Below are 17,935 nucleotides of genomic sequence, written 5' to 3'. Positions count from 1 at the left end.
CGTACGACGTGGTGGCCCCGCGCGGGGGCGTGGCGGAACGCGGCAAGCGCTCCGCACACGCCTGCCGCGCATCCCCGACTGGAGGTCACTGAGTTGAGCCACCGACGTGTGAACAAGCGGACCCTCGCCATTTCCGGAGCCGCCATCACCGCGCTCGGGGCAGCCGCCATTCTGCTGCCCAACGCGAACGCGACCCCGGACGAGTCGTCGGGCGCCAAGACCTTCTCGTCCCCGGCCGCGGTGAAGCTCGCGAGGAGTCTCGCCTCGGACCTCGGTGACAACGGTGCGGGCTGGTACTACGACAACGGCAACCGCCAGCTGGTCATGAACGTGGTGGACGAGGACTCCGCCGAGTCCGTCCGGGCCAAGGGCGCCGTGGCGAAGGTCGTCCAGAACAGCATGGCCGATCTGAAGGCCGCCACCCAGACGCTGAGCAGCGATGCGTCGGTGCCCGGCACCGCCTGGTCGATCGACCCGGTCACCAACAAGGTCCAGGTGACCGCCGACCGGACGGTGACCGGCGCGAAGTGGGACACGCTGACCAAGGCCACGGGCCAGATGGAGGGCATGGTCAGCGTCAAGCGCAGCAAGGGCGAGTTCAAGAAGTTCGATGGCGAGGAGGCGGCCCAGCCCGGCGACAACGGCGGCGCGGGTGCCGGGGACGCGGCGGGTGACGCGGGGGCCGCAGGCGGTGCGGGCGACGCGGGGGCCGCAGGTGGTGCGGGCGACGCGGGGGCCGCAGGTGGTGCGGGCGGTGCCGGTGACGCCGCTGGTGGTGCGGGTGACGCCGGGGGTGGCGGTGACGCCGCGGCCGGTGGGCTCGACGGCGGCGATGCCATCTTCGGCGGTGGCGTCCGCTGTTCGCTGGGCTTCAACGTCAGCGTCGACGGCGCGCCGGGCTTCCTGACCGCGGGCCACTGCGGCAACGAATCCCAGACCTGGACCTCGGACGAGGCCGGTGCCCAGCAGGTGGGCACGGTGCAGGACTCCAAGTTCCCCGAGAACGACTTCGCGCTGGTGATGTACGACGACGCCACCACCCAGCCCTCCAGCACGGTCGACCTCCAGAACGGCAACACCCAGGAGATCGGGCGCGCCGTCGAGGCGAGCGTGGGCCTGAAGGTGCAGCGCTCGGGCTCCACGACCGGGGTCACCGACGGCACCGTCACCGGCCTCAACGCCACGGTGAACTACGGCAACGGCGACATCGTCAACGGCCTCATCCAGACCGATGTGTGCGCCGAGCCCGGCGACAGCGGTGGCGCGATGTTCGCCGAGGACGCGGCGGTCGGGCTGACGTCCGGCGGCAGCGGCGACTGCACCCAGGGCGGTGAGACGTTCTTCCAGCCGGTGACCGCCGCGCTGGAGGCCACCGGCGCGGTCATCGGCGCGGACGGCGGCGGCGCCGGTGGCGGTGACGCGGCCGGTGGCGCTGGCGACGCGGCGGGCGGTGCTGGTGACGCGGCCGGTGGCGCCGGTGACGCGGCGGGCGGTGCCGGTGATGCGGCGGGCGGTGCCGGTGATGCGGCCGGTGGTGCGGGTGACGCCGCGGGCGCGGGCAACGCCGGAGCCGGTGACGCCGGAGCCGGTGACGCGGGTGCCGGTGACGCGGGTGCCGGTGACGCGGGCGCGGCTGCCGGGGCCGGTGACACCGGCAGCGAAGCGGGCCAGGGTCTCAACTGATCCGGCCCACCCCATGAACGAGGCCCCGGGCGCCCTCCTGCCCCAGTGCCCGGGGCCTCCCCTTCTCCATGACCACCCTCCGGCCCTAGCCGGAGCCGGAGACCGGAAGTCCCGCCGCCTCCGCCGCCGCGCCGAGCACCTCGCGCAGCATGGCCGGGGTGAGCCGCCCGGTGAAGGTGTTCTGCTGGCTCACGTGGTAGCAGCCGAAGAGCGTGAGCGGCGACCCGTCGTCGGCCGCCCGCAGCGTGGCCCGCGCGCCGTGTCCGAACACCGGCCGGGGCCGGGGCACGGCCCATCCGGCCGCCTCCAAGGCGGGCAGCACGGCCTGCCAGCCGAAGGCGCCGAGCACCACCGCGGTCCGCAGCGTCGGCCGCAGCAGCCGCAGCTCCCGGGCCAGCCACGAGCGGCAGGTGTCCCGCTCCTCGGGGGTGGGGCGGTTGGCGGGCGGGGCACAGTGCACCGGCGAGGTGATCCTGACCCCGTACAGCTCCAGACCGTCACCGCGGTGGGTGGCGGTCGCCCGGCTGGCCAGCCCCAGGTCGTACAGCGCGGCGTACAGGAAGTCGCCGGCGCGGTCGCCGGTGAACATCCGGCCCGTGCGGTTTCCACCGTGGGCGGCCGGTGCGAGTCCCACGATCGCCACCCCGGCGTCCGGTGGCCCGAACCCGGGCACCGGCCGCCCCCAGTACTCCCAGTCGGCGTAGGCCCGGCGCTTGGTGCGGGCGGCCTCCTCCCGCCACTGGACCAGCCGGGGGCAGGCGCGGCAGTCGATGACCCGTGCGTCCAGCTCGGCGAGGGTTTCGGCGCCGGGGGCCTGACGGGCGGGGTAGGAGCGGTCGGGTTCTGAGGTGGTCATGTTGGGGGCTGGTGCCCCGTGTCCTTGCGCAGGAAACGCCTCAGCCGGGTGAGCGACCAGGTGTTGATGACATCGTCCGGGGTCAGCCAGCCCCGCTGGGCCATGCCCACCCCGTACCGCATGTTGTCCAGGTCCCGGGTCGAGTGGGCGTCGCTGTCCAGGGCGAACACCACCCCGTGCGACTTGGCCCGCAGGATGTTCTCGTCCGACAGATCGAGCCGGTCCGGATGTGCGTTGATCTCCAGCGCGGTGCCGGTGCGGGCGCAGGCGGCGAACACCTCGTCCAAGTCGGCGTCGATCCCGGGCCGCTTGCCGATCAGCCGGGTGGTCGGATGGCCGATGACATGCACGTACGGATTCTCGCAGGCCCTCACCAGCCGCCGGGTCATCGCCTTGCGGTCCAGGCCGAACTGGGTGTGCACCGAGGCCACGCACAGATCGAAGTCCTCGAGGAAGTCGGGCGGCCAGTCCACGTCCCCGTCGACGTCGATGTTCAGCTCCACGCCGTGCAGCAGCCGGGTGTCCCCGCGGCGGCGCCCCCGGTCGAGCGCGCGCACCCGCTCCCGCTGGGCCAGCATCTTCTCCTCGGTCATCTGCTGCATGTACAGCTTGGGTGCGTGATCGGTGATGGCGTAGTACGCGTAGCCGCGCCGCTCCGCCTTGGCGATCATGTCCTCCAGCGATTCCAGCCCGTCGGTGAGGTTGGTGTGGGTGTGCAGATCGCCCCGGAGGTCGGACTCCTCGACCAGCCGGGGGAGTTGGCCTTCGAGGGCCGCCTTGACCTCGCCCCGGTCCTCGCGCAGCGTCGGCGGGATCCAGTCCATGCCGAGCCGGGCGTAGACGTCCTCCTCGCTCCGCGAGGCGATGGTCTTGCCGCTCTTGGTCTCGAAGAGGCCGTACTCGGAGAGCTTGAGGCCATGGCGCACCGCGATCGCGCGGATGCGGATGTTGTGCGCCTTGGAGCCGGTGAAGTAGAGCAGTCCCGCGCCCCAGGAGTCCAGCGGCAGGACCCGCAGATCCACCTGGAGCCCCTTGGTGGTGCGGATCGAGGTCTTCTTCTGGCCGTGGGCGATCACCTCGGAGGTGAGCGGCAGCCGGGTGAACGCCTCCATGAACGGGCCGGATTCCTCCGCCGCCACCAGGATGTCCACATCGCCCACGGTCTCCCGCATCCGGCGCAGCGACCCGGCGTACGCACACCGGCGGCAGCCGGGCACCTTGGACAGGGCGGAGACGATGTCATCGGCCACGTCCATGGCCTCGTCGAGCGGGATGCGGTTGCCCGCGGCGCGCATCAGCCCGATGCCGTGCGCGATGTTCTCCTCGGACTTCGGCCCGAAGCCCTTGAGATCGCGCAGCTGGTGGTCCTCGATGGCCTGGGCCAGCTGGTCGATCGAGGAGATCTCCAGCTCCTCGTAGAGGATCATGGCCTTCTTCGGCCCGAGCGCCGGGATGGCGGTCAGCTCGCGCACCCCGGCCGGGATCGCGGCGCGCGCCTCCTCGACGGCGGGCATGGTCCCGGTGTGCAGATACTCGACCACCTTGTCGGCGATCGACCGGCCCACATTGGGGATGTCCCGCAGCGCCTTCGCGTCGAACTGCGAGATGTCGGCCGCGTGGCCGCCGATCGCCCGGGCGGCCTTCTCGTACGCACGCGCCCGGTACGCGTCCCCGCCCGTGATCAGGAGCAGATCGGCGTATTCGCGCAGGAGGGCTTCGACCTCCTCGTTGGAGCGAGCCATGACAGCGATTTTAGTCGGCTCTGGCGATCCCGGTGAGGTGGAGGGATCCTGGTGTCAGGAGCGAAACGGCGATCCGCGCGAGGCGGGTCGACCGGTTTCTGCCGTGGGTGTCCCCGGGTTTGGGGGAGGTCATGGACGTTGGATTCCTGAAGCCGTTGTTCGACCGCCCCGGTCCATGGGCGGGCGTGTACATGGACACCTCCCGCAGCACGGAGGACGCGCCCAGGCGGCGCAGGCTGCGGGAGCGGTTCGTGGCGGATCAGCTGACCGGCCAGGGCGCCGACCGCGCCACCTGTGACGCGGTGGTCGATCGGCTGGCCGGTGAGCAATGGGCCAGGACGTCCGCGGGGCGGGCGCTGTTCGCCACGGACGGCGAGGTGGTGCTCGACCTGCCGCTGGCCACGTCCCCGATCGATGTGGTCACGTCCTGGTCGATGCTGCCGCGAGTGGCGCCGCTGGCCGCGTTCAGGGGTGAGTGGCCGGCCTGTCTGGTGGCCTTCGTCGACCAGGCGGGGGCCGATCTGGAGCTGCGCGACGACACCGGTGCCCGGCCGGCGGGGCGCGCCGGGGGCCGCAGGGCGCATGGCCGGGGCCACCGGTCGGTGCCTGCCGACCGCCACGAGTGGCACTACCGCAACCGGGTCGGGAACACCTGGGAGCAGACCGCCGACCGCGTGGCCGACGAGCTGATGCGGCAGTGGACGGACAACGACGCCGACCTGCTGATCCTGGCCGGTGACCCGCGCGAGCGCCGGGCCGTACGCGACCGGCTGCCCGAGCCGCTGCGGGCCAAGACGGAGGAGACCCGCCACGGCAGCAGGGCCGCCGGCTGCTCGGAGCAGCTGAACGCGGAGATCGACCACGCCCGGGCGGAGTACGCCCGCGCCCATCTGGAGACCGTCCTCGACCTCTTCCGCGCCGGGCGGGGCCGCCCCGGCGGACCGCTGAGCGGACACGACGGCACCGGGCCGCCGAGCAGCGGTGCGGCGGAGGGCGTACCGGCGGTGGTGGAGGCCATGCGCCGCCACCAGGCGGCCACGCTGCTGCTGGGGCACGCGGGCGGCGATATGCGCCATGAGGTGTGGATCGGTCCTGCCGCCGATCAGGTGGCCGTGCAGCGCTCCCAGGCGCGCGCCATGGGCGTCAGAACACCCGAGCCCGCCCGCGCGGACGACGCGCTGATGCGGTCCGCGACGGTGGCCGACACCGAGGTGCTGGTGGTGCCCGAGGGACTCCAGGGACCGGCCGGGGGCCTGGGCGCGGTGCTGCGCTGGCACGCCTGAACGAGGTGCGGGGACCGGGCGCGGGAACCAGGCGCGGAGCGTCAGCGCTCCGCGCCCGGCCCTTCCGGATGCGCGGTGTTCGCCTGGAAGGGCCATTTCTCGGCCGGCCTGGTTGACATGGCTCGCTCAGCTCTCTACGGTCCGTTGGTTGTTAGGAAACCTACTTAACCAATGCTCTGCCTGCCCTCAGGGAGACATCCGTGGTCCTCCGTCCGGCACCCTTCCGGCGGCGGGCGCGAGCCCGCGTCCGACGCGCTCTGACCGCCTCGCTCGCCCTCGGCGGCCTGCTCCTCACCGTCTCCCTCACCACGGGCGCCGCGCCCCCGGGCGGCGGACCGGCGGCGGGCGGCCCGACCCCGGTGACCCGGGTGGGCGCGGCCCCGGGCACCGCGACCCCGCTCGCGGGCTTCGCCACGCAGTCCTCGGCCAAGGTGTCCGACACCCCCGCGGCCATCTCCACCCCCGGCTACCCCGCCTCCGGCTGGCATCCGGTGGGGCCCAGGTCGACGGTGCTCGCCGGGCTGCTCGCGGCCGACACGTACCCGGATCCGTTCTACTCGACCAACCTCAAGAAGATCCCCGCGGCCGACTTCACCGTCCCCTGGTGGTACCGCGGCGACTTCACCGTGGCCGACACCTCCCGCCGCACCTATCTGGACGTCAGCGGTGTGGTGTCCGCCGCCGATGTGTACGTCAACGGCGCCCAGGTGGCCACCAAGGACCGGATCGCCGGTGCGTACACCCAGCATGAGCTGGACGTCACCGACCTGGTCAGGGCGGGGACCAATACGGTGGCGTTCCGCGTCCAGCCCAACGATCCGCGCAAGAACCTCACGATGGGCTGGATCGACTGGCTCCAGCCCCCGCCCGACGAGAACATGGGCATCGTCCGCGATGTGCTGGTCCGCCGTGGCGGCCCGGTGGCCCTGCGCGACGCGCATGTGACGACCCGGCTGGACACCGAATCGCTCGCCTCCGCCGAGCTCACCGTCAAGGCGCGGGTCCGCAACGACTCCGCCTCGCAGGTCACCGCCACGGTCTCCGGCACGGCCGGCCCCGCCGCCATCAGCCGTACGGTGCCGCTCGCCCCGCACGAGACCAAGGCCGTCACCTTCGCCCCCGCCGACTTCCCCCAGCTGCGCCTGGACCGGCCCAAGGTGTGGTGGCCCGCCGGGATGGGCGACCAGCCGATGTACGACCTCGACCTCACCGCCACCGTCTCCAGCACCCCCTCCGACACCGCCCACCACAGCTTCGGCATCCGCGACGTCAAGGCGCCGCTCAACGCCGACGGTGCCCGCCAGTACCGCGTCAACGGACGCCCGCTGCTCATCAAGGCGGGCGGCTGGTCCCCCGATGTGTTTCTGCGCTGGGACGCCCGCTCGGTGGAGGACCGGCTGAAGTACACCCTCGACCTGGGACTGAACACCGTCCGCCTCGAAGGCCATATCGAGCCGGACGAGTTCTTCGACCTCGCCGACCGCTACGGCGTCCTGACCCTCCCCGGCTGGGAGTGCTGTGACAAGTGGGAGGGCCAGGTCAACGGCGATGAGACGGGGGAGAAGTGGACCCCCGCCGACTACGCGGTCGCCAAGGACTCGATGGCCGCCGAGGCCGCGCGGCTGCGCGACCACCCCAGCGTCATCTCCTTCCTCATCGGCAGTGACTTCGCCCCCGACGCCACCATCGAGAAGGACTACCTGGACGCCCTCGAGGCCGCGGACTGGCCGACCCCGGTGATCCCCGCCGCCTCCGCCAAGTCCTCCCCGAAGCTGGGGAAGTCCGGCATGAAGATGACCGGCCCCTATGACTGGGTGCCGCCGGACTACTGGTACGCCAAGCGGGAGGGCGGCGCCACCGGCTTCAACTCCGAGACCAGCGCCGGACCCGACATCCCCACCCTGGACACGCTCCGCTGCATGATGTCCCCGAGCGAACTGGAGACCCTGTGGCGGGATCCGTCGGCCAAGCAGTACCACCGGTCCCCGTCCGGCACCTTCGGCGACCTCAAGCTGTTCGACAACGCGCTGATCGGCCGCTACGGAAAGCCGACCGGGCTGACGGACTACGTGCGCAAGGCGGGGCTGGCACGGTACGAGGCGGTGCGCGCCCAGTTCGAGGCGTACGCGCGCAACTTCTCCGACACCTCCCGGCCCGCCACCGGTGTCGTCCACTGGATGCTCAACAGCGGCTGGACCTCGCTCCACTGGCAGCTCTTCGACCGTTATCTGGACCAGGGCGGGGCCTACTACGGCGCCAAGAAGGCCAATGAGCCGCTGCACATCCAGTACTCCTACGACTCCCGCTCGGTGGTCGTGGTCAACAGCGAGCACACCGCCGCCACCGGCCTCACCGCCCGGGTCAGCCTCTACACCCCCGACGGCACCCGGAAGTTCGACAAGAGCGCCACCGGCCTGCGGGTGCCGGGCGACGGTGGCAAGGCCACCGCGCTCACCGTCCCGGCCGATGTGAGCGGGCTGTCCGGCGCCTATCTGGTCAAGCTCCAGCTGACCGATGGCGCGGGCAAGGAGGTCAGCCGCAATGTGTACTGGCTCTCCACCGAGAAGGACGTGCTCGACTGGGACAACACCGACTGGTACTACACCCCCACCACCTCGTACGCGGATCTGACCGGGCTCGACGACATGGCCGAGGCGCCGGTGTCCGCCACCGCCACCACGACCGGCGGGCCGGACTCCACCGCCACCACGACCGTCACCCTGCGCAACACCGGGAGCGAACGCACACCGGCACTGCTCGTGGACGCCCATCTGGTGAACGGCTCGGGCAAGCCGGTGCTGCCCGTTCACTGGTCGGACAACGAGGTGAGCCTGTGGCCGGGCGAGTCGGTGACGCTCACCGCCACCTATCGCACGGCGGACCTGGGCGGTTCGGCCCCCTCGGTCCGGATCTCGGGCTGGAACACCGCTACCCGCACCGTCCCCGCGGCCACCAGGGCCCGCTGACCGGCCATGTCCTGAAATCGTGTCGAAAGGAATTTTTTCGGCGAGTCCGACGCATGGGGCAAGTTCACACTTTTGTATGCTTTCTCCAGCGCGTCGTTCCCCCGTGTCGGACAGTCACTGTCCGTACGCTCACGAAAGGGGCTCCATATGCACACCATGGAGGTTCGCCCGCCGGTACCCAGCCGTTCCAGCAGCAGATGGCGTCGATACGGCCGACTCGCCGCCGCCAACTTCGTCCGGGGCGCCTCGTATGCGTGCGGCACCGCGGCCATCGGTCTGATGGCGTGGTGGGTGCAGACCCGCTGACACACCCCACCCCATCACCCCGTCCCGAGCCGGAGCCCCTGACCCTGATCGCCCGCGGTCCGCCGCGACGGCCGTGAGTGGCCGTCGCGGCGGCCGGACTACGCCTGAGGATGTGGCTGCGAGCGGAAGCGGGGGAAGTGCATCCCCCGGTGCTCGGCGCGCGGGGCGCCGGGTCCGCCGAGACTGCTGCGCAGCTGGATGCCGTGCATGATCTCGATGATGCCCAGCGCGAGCAGCCAGATACCGGCCACCACGGTGAGCGCCGTGATCGAGCCGAAGGGCGCCACGATCAGGATGATCCCGCCCAGGATGGTGAGCACACCGAGGAACACCTGCCAGCCCCGGGCGGGCATGTCCTCACCGGATATCGCCATGGCGGTCATCATCACGCCCCGGATCAGCCAGGCGAAGCCGATCCAGAGTGCGAGCAGCAGAATCGACTGGGCCGGTCCCCGGAAGCAGAGCAGTCCCAGCATCACACTCAGCGCGCCGGTGATGAAGCTCAGCACGCGCAGCTGCCGCGGGATGTGCGAACCGAAGGCCCCGGCCAGCTGGAAGATCCCGCTGATCAGCAGATACGCGCCGAACAGGGCGCCGATCACCACCAGGGAGGGCCCCGGCCACGCCAGCACCATGATACCGAGCGCGATCGCCACCAGACCCGCGGTCACCAGGACCTGCCAGGTGGTGTTGGACAGCATGTTCTGCATCGTGGCGTAGGGGTTGCCCGCATCGGAGGGCCGCTCTCCCGGCCGGCCGTAGGGTTCCTCTCTCGGCTGCCCGGCTCCTTGCGGACTGTCGGAGGAGTAAGTCATGGTCGTCCACCTCCTCGGGGGGACACGATGGCCGTAGCCCACAGATCCATCGTCCCTCCGTGCCGGTTCCAGCGCCTCGCGGGCAGTGGAACCGCATGGCAAGGTGGTGGTGAGGCCGTGTCCTGGTGCGCGTCAGAGGGAGGCCCGACATGGACGACCGGGAGTTCTTCCAGACGGTGGCGGACCGCACCCAGCTGTCACGGCAGGAGGCGGCGGATGTCACCCGCGCCACGCTCGAGACCCTGGCGGCCCGGCTGAGCGCGGGCGAGGCCCGCGACCTCGCCCAGGAGCTGCCCGGACAGCTCCGGGAGTCCCTTCGGCGCGGGCCGGGGGAGATGGAGGTCTTCGACCCGGAGGAGTCGGTCCGCAGGGTGCACGAGCGCACCGGGCTGTCCGAACCGGAGGCCGACCGGGGTGTCCGGGCGGTCCTCGCCACGCTCCGGGAGGCCGTCTCCGCGGAGGAGTACGGCCACGCCATGTCCCAGCTGGGCAGTGAGTTCGCGAGGATGGCGGAGTCCGTGCGCTGACGCGCCCGCGGGCGGTGGGCTCATCCGGCCCGCCAGCCGCTCCACCGTCCGACGGTGATCTCCACGACCGGCCCGCGCGGCGGCCGGTCCCGGTACTGGACCGGGTAGGTGTCCATGAGCAGCCGGACGTAGTCCGCGGACACCGCCGACTCGTCCGCCGGTGGCAGGACGCGGGCCGTGCCGTCGGCCCGCGCCCACCACAGGTGGTCCCAGTTCTCGTCGTAGTCGTCCACCAGGAGGCATACGGCGGGGTGGGCGCGGATGTTGTCCAGGCGCTTCAGCCGTGTCGTCCGCTTCGGCTTGTGGTCGACGGCCGTCACCACCGTGTCGCCGGTCAGCGCGAAGACCACCGGCACCAGATGCGGGCGGTCCCCGGCCCCGATGGTGGCCAGCCGGGCCAGCCTGGCCCGTACGAAGCGCTCCCGCGCCCGCTCGCTCGTCAGCTGTGGCATCGCGACCCCCGGCGGCTCACCGGAACCCGGCGGCTCACCGGAACCGGGTGGCTCACCGGAACCGGGCGGCGATCCCGGCCATCGAGTCCAGCCGTGCGAGCGTCTTCGCCTCCGGCATCGTCGGCAGATAGAACAGCACCCGCTCCACCCCGATGCGCTGATACCCCTCGGCCACCTCGGCGTCCTCGGGCATCGCGTACAACGTCACCGGCACCTCGCGGCCCGCCACCTCGCGCATCCGCTCGATCTGCGGGCGCAGCTCCTCGGGGGATCCGCTGTTGGCCAGCCAGGCGTCACCGATGGCGGCGATCCGCCGGAACGCGGCGTCGCCGCCACCGCCCACATAGATGGGCGGATGCGGCTGCTGGACCGGCTTGGGCCACTGGAAGACGGGGTCGAAGTTCACGAACTCCCCGTGGAATTCGGCCTTCTCCTTCGTCCAGAGCTCACGGATGGCCCGCAGCCGCTCGTCCAGCAGCCGGCCCCGGGTGGACGGATCGGTGCCGTGGTTCTCCATCTCCTCGCGGTTCCAGCCCGCGCCGACCCCGAAGACGGCCCGCCCGTCCGAGATCAGGTCGAGGGAGGACACTTCCTTCGCGGTGATGATCGGGTCCCGCTGCACCACCAGGGCGACACCGGTGCCCACCAGCAGACGCCGGGTGACCGTGGCGACCGCGGCCAGTGTCACGAATGGGTCGAGGGTGCGGTAGTAGACCTCCGGCAGGTCCCCGCCACCCGGATAGGGGGTACGGCGCTCCACCGGGATATGGCTGTGCTCGGCGACGAAGAGCGCGTCGAAACCGCGCTCCTCCAGGGCCCGCCCCAAGGGGGCGGGCCGGATGCCCTGGTCGGTGACGAACGTGGATACGCCGAACTTCACTGCGGCTCCCTGGGGCGGTGCGTGGATGACTGCGGGAACCACATGGGTACCCGGCCGCGCGGAAACCACAACGGTGCGCACGAGTGATACGGCCGGGTGGCGGGCGGACCGCGCGGCGCGAGCCCTACGACCGGGGCTCGCCCGGCCCGAGCAGGACACCGCGCCCCGCGTAGAACCGCCCGAGGTCGCCCCAGGGGACCTCGGCGAAGCGCTGGGAGCCGTCCGGGAAACCCGACGGATTGTGCACGAGGAGATGGTCCGCGGTGGCGCCGACGGCCAGCACCAGATGGCCGCCCCGGTGCGGTGGCCGCGGGTCCAGGGTGCGCAGGGAGGGGTGGACGGAGAGCATCGCCAGCCGTCCGGCCGCGAGATGTCCCGGCAGCTCCTCGGCCGAAAGCCGTGGCCGGGACTCGGCGAACAGCTCCCAGCGCCGCCGCGCGTAGGCGGCGAACGGGGCGTAGATGAGCCCCTCCACCCGGTCCGGGTGGCGCACATACGCCCCCGCCTCGACACACTCCTCGGCGAGCGTGACCGCGGGTGGCGCGCTGCCGCGCCAGTGGTCCAGCGCCATGCGCAGACACGCCATCCCGCACAGCCGCCACGACCAGAACGCGTACTCCTCCGGGCTCGCGGCCCCGGACTTCTGCCACCGCGGATCGTCGGCCGCCGACCTGGTGCCCGCGATGATGTCGGGCACCAGGTCGGGCGACTCCCACTGGGCGTAGTAGGGCACGGGGTGGATGAGGGAAACCGGAGTCTCGGGCATGCGCGCCAGTCTTCCCGAACTCCGCCCGCCGCGCCCCGGCCTCCGCTCAGCCACCCGTGGCGAAACCCGGGAAGAGGGTCATGCCACCGTCGACGTAAAGGGTGGTCCCCACCATGTAGTCGCACAGGTCGGAGGCCAGGACGACGGCGGCGTTCGCGATGTCCAGGGGGTCGCCGATACGGCCGTACGGGATGAGTTCCAGGAGGGAGGCGCGCGCCTCGGGGGTCTGCCAGGCGCTGCGGTTGATCGGGGTCTTGATGGCGCCCGGCGCGATCGCGTTCACCCGGATCCTGTGGGGTGCGAACTCCTGGGCCAGGGTCTGGGCCAGCATTGCCACGCCGCCCTTGGACGACGCGTAGTTCACATGGCCGGCCCAGGGGATCGTCTGGTGCACCGAGCTCATGCAGATGACCTTCCCGGCCGACCGGGACACCTCCGGGACCACGCCGCGCCGCAGGAACTCCTTGATGGCCTCCCGGGCGCACAGGAACTGGCCGGTGAGATTGACGGAGATGACCTTCTGCCACGCCTCGAGCGTCATCTCGACCGTGGGCGCGTCCCGCTGGAGCCCCGCGTTGGCGACGAGGATGTCGATGGTGCCCAGGCGGTCGACCATGGTGGACACCATGTCGATGACCTGGTCCTCCTGGGAGACATCCGTCTGATGGGCATAGGCCCGCACACCGTGGCTCTGGATCTCGGCGACGACGGCCTCGGCGGCCGGCCGGTCACTGGCGTAGTTGACCACCACATCGGCGCCGGAGCGCCCCAGGGCGATCGCGGTGGCCTTTCCGATCCCCGAGTTCGCCCCGGTCACCAGCGCCTTCTGCCCCTTGAGGAGTTCCGGGGCATGCACCGGGGGAGGACGATCGGGATTGCTGTTCACTGGCTCGGTCTCCTTCGTCGGTCCGTCACCCACCGCCCCGACCCTCGCAGCCCGCCGGGGGACCCGTAGCCCCCCACGGCGCAACGGTCACCCGCTAAGGCGATGCACATCGTTCCAGCGGCGCAACGCGGCGACCGGCTCAGTTGGCCTCGGCCAGCGCCTGCGCGCGCAGGGTGGAGCAGGTGCGGTTGATGAGCCGTGAGACGTGCATCTGGGAGATACCCAGGTGCTCGGCGATCCGGCTCTGTGTCATATCGCAGAAGAAACGCAGGTAAAGGATCTGCCGCTCCCGCTCCGGGAGCCGGCTGAGACCGGGGCGCACCGCCTCGCGGTCCACCACCCGATCGTACGCGGGCTCCTGGGCGCCGAGCGTGTCGGCCAGCGAGTAGCCGTCGTCGGCGCCGGTCAGCTGGGCGTCCAGGGAGAGCGGGGTGAAGCTGCCCATGGCCTCCATACCGGCCCGCACCTCCTTCTCGGTCAGCCCGGTGCGCTCGGCGATCTCCTGGGCCCGCGGCGGCCGGTCGTCCACCCCGTGGGACAGCTCGCGGTGGGCGGCCCGCACCCGGTTGCGCAGGTCCTGGACCCGGCGGGGGACATGCAGCACCCACAGGTGGTCCCGGAAGTGGCGCTTGATCTCACCGACGATGGTGGGCACCGCGAACCCGGCGAAGGCGGTGCCGTGTTCCGGGTCGTACCGCTTGACGGCCTTCACCAGGCCGAGCGCGGCCACCTGCTGGAGGTCCTCCAGGGATTCGCCGCGGTTGCGGTACTGCCGGGCCAGCCGTTCGGCCATCGGCATCCACGCCTCGACGACCCGACGGCGCAGCGCCTCCTTCTCCGGCCCGTCGGGGAGCCGGGCCATTTCCGCGAACTCGGCGCTGGTGTCCGGCGCGTCGTCATGCGGGTGCTTCGTGGGGCCGGTCTGGGGCCGTGTCATGTCCTGCGTCGCGGTCGTCATGAAACACACCTCCTGCGATGAGCTGACGGGTCACCTGGGACCGGGAGTGCATCGCGGGAGGTTCACGGGGGCGTGCGGGGACCGGCGCGCCGCCGCGGTCTGGAGCGTCGCAGACTGCTCCCGCGGTGCGTGCCTACGGTCCGAAGCACGAATATCCGCCTGCCCTGGGCCTCCAGGGGCAAACAAAGTTCTTCCGGACCGGTTGACGACGTGGCACACCGGTGCGGACACCCGGTCCGGGTGTCCGCCGTGGGGGCCGGGCTCAGCCCAGCAGCGCGGCCACCGTCATCAGCACCGGCGGCGCGAGCAGCGTGGACAGCAGGATCGACTCACGGGCCAGGACGGTGGCGGTCTGATACCGGGAGGCGTAGGTGAACAGGTTCTGAGCCGCCGGTAGCGCGGAGGTGACGACGGCGGCGAACAGCGCCGGGCCGCTCAGTCGGAACACACCCGCCGCGATGGCCCACGCCACCACCGGCTGGGCGAAGGACTTCAGCGCCACCGACAGCAGCACCGGCCCGCGCTCCTCGCCGCGCCCGGGGAGCTGACTGCCCGGCAGCGAGATCCCGAAGGCCAGCAGCACGGCGGGCACGGCCATCCCGCCCAGCAGCGAGAGCGGTTCCACGACGGGGCCGGGGAGCCGCCAGCCCATGGCGGACACCAGGACACCGGACAGCGAGCCGATCACGATGGGGTTCCGGAACGGGCTGGTCAGCCTGCGGATCAGCGAGGGGCGCGTATCGGGGCGGGAGAGGTCGATGACCGTCAGGGCGATCGGGGTCATGACGAGCTGCTGGAAGAGCAGCACCGGGGCGATCAGGGTCGCGTCCCCCAGGACGTACATCGCGATGGGGATGCCGAGGTTGCCCGCGTTCACATAGCTCGCGCACAGCGCGCCGATCGTCGTCCGGCCGACGCTCCACCGCCGTACGGCGCCGACGGCCACGAACGTGCCCGCGACCACGAAGGTGGACAGGGCCGTCACCAGCAGCGGTGTGGAGACGACGACGGAGAGGTCGGCCTTGGAGAGCGTGGTGAACAGCAGCGCGGGGGAGGCCACGTCGAAGGAGAGCTTGGTGAGCACCTCGCGGCCGTGCACGCCCAAGGAGCGGCGGCGCCCGATGACATAGCCGGTGACGATGATGGTCGCGATGACACCGAAGCCGGTGATCACACCGCCCACTGCGCCTCCGCCCCACCGTGGCCGGAGCCGCCCGCGCGGGGTGCCGCGGGGTCTCGTCCGCTCGTCGTGGTGGTCGAGGGCCAGGGCGCGGCGGTCATCAAGGGCGTCTTCCGGGTGCGTAGGGTCAGCATGCACCCTACAAGTAATGCGGCCGCCGCGCTGTGATGTCGCCGACGAGCGGGGGTATCCGGGCTCAGGTGATGGTGAGGGTGCGGCCCCGCCCGGCCAGGGGGCTGTTGCCCGCGAAGACCCGGATCTCGCCCTTCTGGAGCAGGAACCGGCCATGTGGGTCCTGGGTCCAGAAGCCCAGCTCCTCGGCGCTCAGCCGGAACCGGACCGTGGTGGCCTTGCCGGGGCCGAGGCTGACCCGGCGGAAGCCACTGAGCCTGCGCACCGGTTGCACGATACTCGCCACCGGATCGCGGATGTACAGCTGCACCACCTCATCGCCCGTGCGGCGCCCGGTGTTGCGCACCGCCACCGCGACCTCGACGGTATCGCCCTTGCGCAGCGCCTCGGCCCGGATACGGCTGACGCTGAGCCGGGGTTCGCCGATGTCGAAGGTGGTGTAGCTGAGGCCGTGGCCGAACGGGAACTGCGGTCCGTGGGCCAGGTCGAGGTACTTGGAGGTGTAGTGGTTGGCCCGGTCGTAAGGGCGTCCGGTGTTCTCGTGGTTGTAGTAGACGGGGATCTGCCCGACCGTGCGCGGGAAGGTCACGGGCAGCTTGCCACCGGGGTTCACGGTGCCGAAGAGCACATCCGCGATGGCGTTGCCGCCCTCGAGCCCCGGATGCCACGCCTGGAGCACGGCGGGTGTGCGGTCCAGCCAGCCCTCCATCGTCAGTGGACGTCCGCTGAGCAGGACCACCACGAACGGCGCGCGGGTGTCCGCGATCGCGGAGATCAGCCGCTCCTGATGGCCGGGCAGGCCGAGGTCGCTGCGTACGGACGCCTCCCCGCTGAGCGTCGCCGCCTCCCCGACCACCACCACGGTCACATCGGCCGCCCTCGCCGCCGAGGCCGCCCGTGCGATGCCCCGGGTGTTCCGGCCGGACGCGTCCACGCCCTCGACATGGCTGATCCGGGCCTTCGGCGCCGCGTCCCTGACCGCGTCCAGCACGGTGACCGGGCGGAACCTCTCGGCCCAGGGCCCGGCCCAGGAGCCGCGCAGATCCGTGGAGTCGGCGAAGGGCCCGACGACGGCGATGGCGCCCGACCTGTCCAGCGGGAGCGTGGACCTCTCGTTCTTGAGCAGCACCATGGTGCGCCCGGCCGCCGCCCGGGCCGCCGCCCGGGACGCCTTCGTGGGCCCGGTGATCGCCGTGTCCTCGTCCACGTAGGGGTGCTCGAACAGCCCGAGCCGGAACTTCAGCCGCAGGATGCGGGCCACCGCGTCGTCCAGCCGCTCGGCGGTGATCTCACCCCTGCGCAGCAGCCGCTTGCCGTACTCGTTGATGGTGGTGCTGGCCATCTCCATGTCGATCCCGGCGTTGAAGGCGAGCCGGGCGGCGTCGGAGCGGTCGGCGGCATAGCCGTGGACGATCATCTCCTGAACGCCGTTGTAGTCGCTGACCACGAAGCCGCCGAAGTCCCACTCCTCCTTGAGGATCTCGGTCAGCGCATGCCGGTAGCCGTGGGCAGGGACCCCGCTGACGGTGTTGAAGCTCGCCATGACGGTGGCCACCCCGGCGTCCAGGGCCGCCCGGAACGGGGGGAGGTAGAAGTTGCGCAGCCGGGCCTCGGAGACATCCACCGTGTTGTAGTCGCGACCGCCCTCCACGCCCCCGTAGGCGATCATGTGCTTGGCGCAGGCCGCGAGGTGGCGCCGGGAGCGCAGGTCGTCGCCCTGGTAGGCGCGGATCTTGGCGGCCGCGAGCCGCGCCGCCAGATACGGGTCCTCGCCGTCGCCCTCGGCGATCCGCCCCCAGCGCGGTTCATGGCTGACGTCCATCATCGGCGAGAACGCCCAGTGCACCCCGTTGGAGCGGGCCTCCCGCGCCGACACCTCCGCGTCCCACTCGGCCACCGCGGGATCGAAGGCGGCGGCCTGGGCGAGGGGGATGGGGAAGGTGGTCCACATGCCATGAATGACATCGAGCCCGAAGACCAGCGGAATGCCCAGCCGGGACTCCTCGACGGCCATCCGCTGGAGTGTGTTGGTGGTACGGGCCCCGTAGATGTTGAGCACGGAGCCGAGCATGCCCCTGCGGGCCGCCTTCTCCGCGGCGGCGGTCTGCCCGCCACCTGGCCCGGTGGCGCCGGTCCAGGCGAACTGCTGGAGCTGGCCGAGCTTCTCGTCGACGGACATCCGCGCCATCAGCGCCTGGATCCGGGTCTCGTACGGGCCGGGCTCCCGCCCCGGCCGGGACCCGTCGGCGGAGGGGGCGGGCGGGGCCTGGGCACGGGCGGCCGCGGCCTTGCCCGCGACGGCCGTACCCCCGGCCGCGGCGAGCACCGTACGTCTGCGCACATCGTTCATGGTCTTCGTCCTGGCCTTCGGCGATCGGTTCTCCCCGAGCCCGGTTTCCTCAAGACCATGCCGGTCACGACCCCGCGCGGGATGTGGGCCGCCACCTGGGTCTTCTGCCAACGTACGACAGGATCGCCGTCCGGGCCCCCGGTAGGCCCGGGG

The 17,935-nt window shown here is 71.7% G+C and carries 15 protein-coding genes; 5 read left to right on the top strand and 10 right to left on the bottom strand.

Going from position 1 to position 17,935, the window contains the following annotated elements:
* Window positions 1-108 precede the first annotated feature (108 nt).
* The gene (locus KHP12_RS08680; RefSeq protein ID WP_308036083.1) at window positions 109-1,683 is read left to right on the top strand and encodes a S1 family peptidase; all 1,575 of its coding nucleotides are present in this window, start codon (window positions 109-111) and stop codon (window positions 1,681-1,683) included.
* Between the two features lie 85 nt (window positions 1,684-1,768).
* Here the strand turns inward: KHP12_RS08680 and KHP12_RS08675 are convergent, their stop codons facing one another.
* Window positions 1,769-2,539 (bottom strand): uracil-DNA glycosylase, encoded by a 771-nt coding sequence (locus KHP12_RS08675; RefSeq protein ID WP_086882887.1) that lies wholly within the window; start codon window positions 2,537-2,539, stop codon window positions 1,769-1,771.
* Complete coding sequence (gene polX / locus KHP12_RS08670; protein WP_086882888.1) at window positions 2,536-4,281, bottom strand: DNA polymerase/3'-5' exonuclease PolX; 1,746 nt, start codon at window positions 4,279-4,281, stop codon at window positions 2,536-2,538. Before polX ends, KHP12_RS08675 begins: the two co-directional genes overlap by 4 nt.
* Before the next feature lie 131 nt (window positions 4,282-4,412).
* Here polX and KHP12_RS08665 point away from each other — a divergent pair, with 131 nt between their 5' ends.
* From KHP12_RS08665 to KHP12_RS08655, 3 genes are all read left to right on the top strand, one after another.
* Window positions 4,413-5,564 carry a baeRF2 domain-containing protein gene (locus KHP12_RS08665; RefSeq protein WP_086882889.1) on the top strand — a complete coding sequence of 384 codons (1,152 nt, stop codon included), beginning with the start codon at window positions 4,413-4,415 and terminating at the stop codon, window positions 5,562-5,564.
* 200 nt (window positions 5,565-5,764) lie between these two features.
* Complete coding sequence (locus KHP12_RS08660) at window positions 5,765-8,530, top strand: glycoside hydrolase family 2 protein (RefSeq protein ID WP_211832372.1); 2,766 nt, start codon at window positions 5,765-5,767, stop codon at window positions 8,528-8,530.
* A gap of 147 nt (window positions 8,531-8,677) precedes the next feature.
* Window positions 8,678-8,836, top strand: a complete 159-nt coding sequence (locus KHP12_RS08655; RefSeq protein WP_164502469.1) for a hypothetical protein — start codon at window positions 8,678-8,680, stop codon at window positions 8,834-8,836.
* Window positions 8,837-8,934: 98 nt separating this feature from the next.
* Here KHP12_RS08655 and KHP12_RS08650 read toward each other — a convergent pair whose 3' ends face one another.
* Window positions 8,935-9,651, bottom strand: coding sequence for an HdeD family acid-resistance protein (locus KHP12_RS08650; protein WP_211832369.1), 717 nt, complete (start codon window positions 9,649-9,651; stop codon window positions 8,935-8,937).
* A 149-nt stretch (window positions 9,652-9,800) separates the two neighbouring features.
* Between KHP12_RS08650 and KHP12_RS08645 the strand changes: the two genes are divergently transcribed.
* Window positions 9,801-10,178, top strand: coding sequence for a DUF2267 domain-containing protein (locus KHP12_RS08645; protein ID WP_086882892.1), 378 nt, complete (start codon window positions 9,801-9,803; stop codon window positions 10,176-10,178).
* Window positions 10,179-10,198: 20 nt separating this feature from the next.
* On the opposite strand, the gene KHP12_RS08640 is transcribed toward KHP12_RS08645, so the two are convergent.
* The 7 genes from KHP12_RS08640 to KHP12_RS08610 form a co-directional block, all read right to left on the bottom strand.
* The gene (locus tag KHP12_RS08640) at window positions 10,199-10,630 is read right to left on the bottom strand and encodes a TIGR03668 family PPOX class F420-dependent oxidoreductase (protein WP_211832366.1); all 432 of its coding nucleotides are present in this window, start codon (window positions 10,628-10,630) and stop codon (window positions 10,199-10,201) included.
* Between the two features lie 52 nt (window positions 10,631-10,682).
* Window positions 10,683-11,510 carry an LLM class F420-dependent oxidoreductase gene (locus KHP12_RS08635; protein ID WP_086882894.1) on the bottom strand — a complete coding sequence of 276 codons (828 nt, stop codon included), beginning with the start codon at window positions 11,508-11,510 and terminating at the stop codon, window positions 10,683-10,685.
* A gap of 124 nt (window positions 11,511-11,634) precedes the next feature.
* Window positions 11,635-12,276, bottom strand: coding sequence for a cysteine peptidase family C39 domain-containing protein (locus KHP12_RS08630; RefSeq protein ID WP_086882895.1), 642 nt, complete (start codon window positions 12,274-12,276; stop codon window positions 11,635-11,637).
* 46 nt (window positions 12,277-12,322) lie between these two features.
* Entirely contained in the window at window positions 12,323-13,162 is an 840-nt protein-coding gene (locus KHP12_RS08625; protein ID WP_086882896.1) for an SDR family oxidoreductase, read from the bottom strand.
* A gap of 139 nt (window positions 13,163-13,301) precedes the next feature.
* A complete protein-coding gene (locus tag KHP12_RS08620) occupies window positions 13,302-14,120 on the bottom strand; it encodes a SigB/SigF/SigG family RNA polymerase sigma factor (RefSeq protein ID WP_086882897.1) in 819 nt (272 codons plus the stop codon).
* A 262-nt stretch (window positions 14,121-14,382) separates the two neighbouring features.
* A complete protein-coding gene (locus KHP12_RS08615; RefSeq protein ID WP_211832363.1) occupies window positions 14,383-15,303 on the bottom strand; it encodes an AEC family transporter in 921 nt (306 codons plus the stop codon).
* A 193-nt stretch (window positions 15,304-15,496) separates the two neighbouring features.
* Window positions 15,497-17,782 (bottom strand): glycoside hydrolase family 3 N-terminal domain-containing protein, encoded by a 2,286-nt coding sequence (locus KHP12_RS08610; RefSeq protein ID WP_211832360.1) that lies wholly within the window; start codon window positions 17,780-17,782, stop codon window positions 15,497-15,499.
* Between the last annotated feature and the right edge of the window lie 153 nt (window positions 17,783-17,935).

Source organism: Streptomyces asiaticus (genome assembly GCF_018138715.1).
GTDB lineage: Bacteria > Actinomycetota > Actinomycetes > Streptomycetales > Streptomycetaceae > Streptomyces > Streptomyces asiaticus.
The sequence above is the reverse complement of the archived record's forward strand: the minus strand, read 5'-3'. Positions and strand labels throughout refer to the sequence as shown.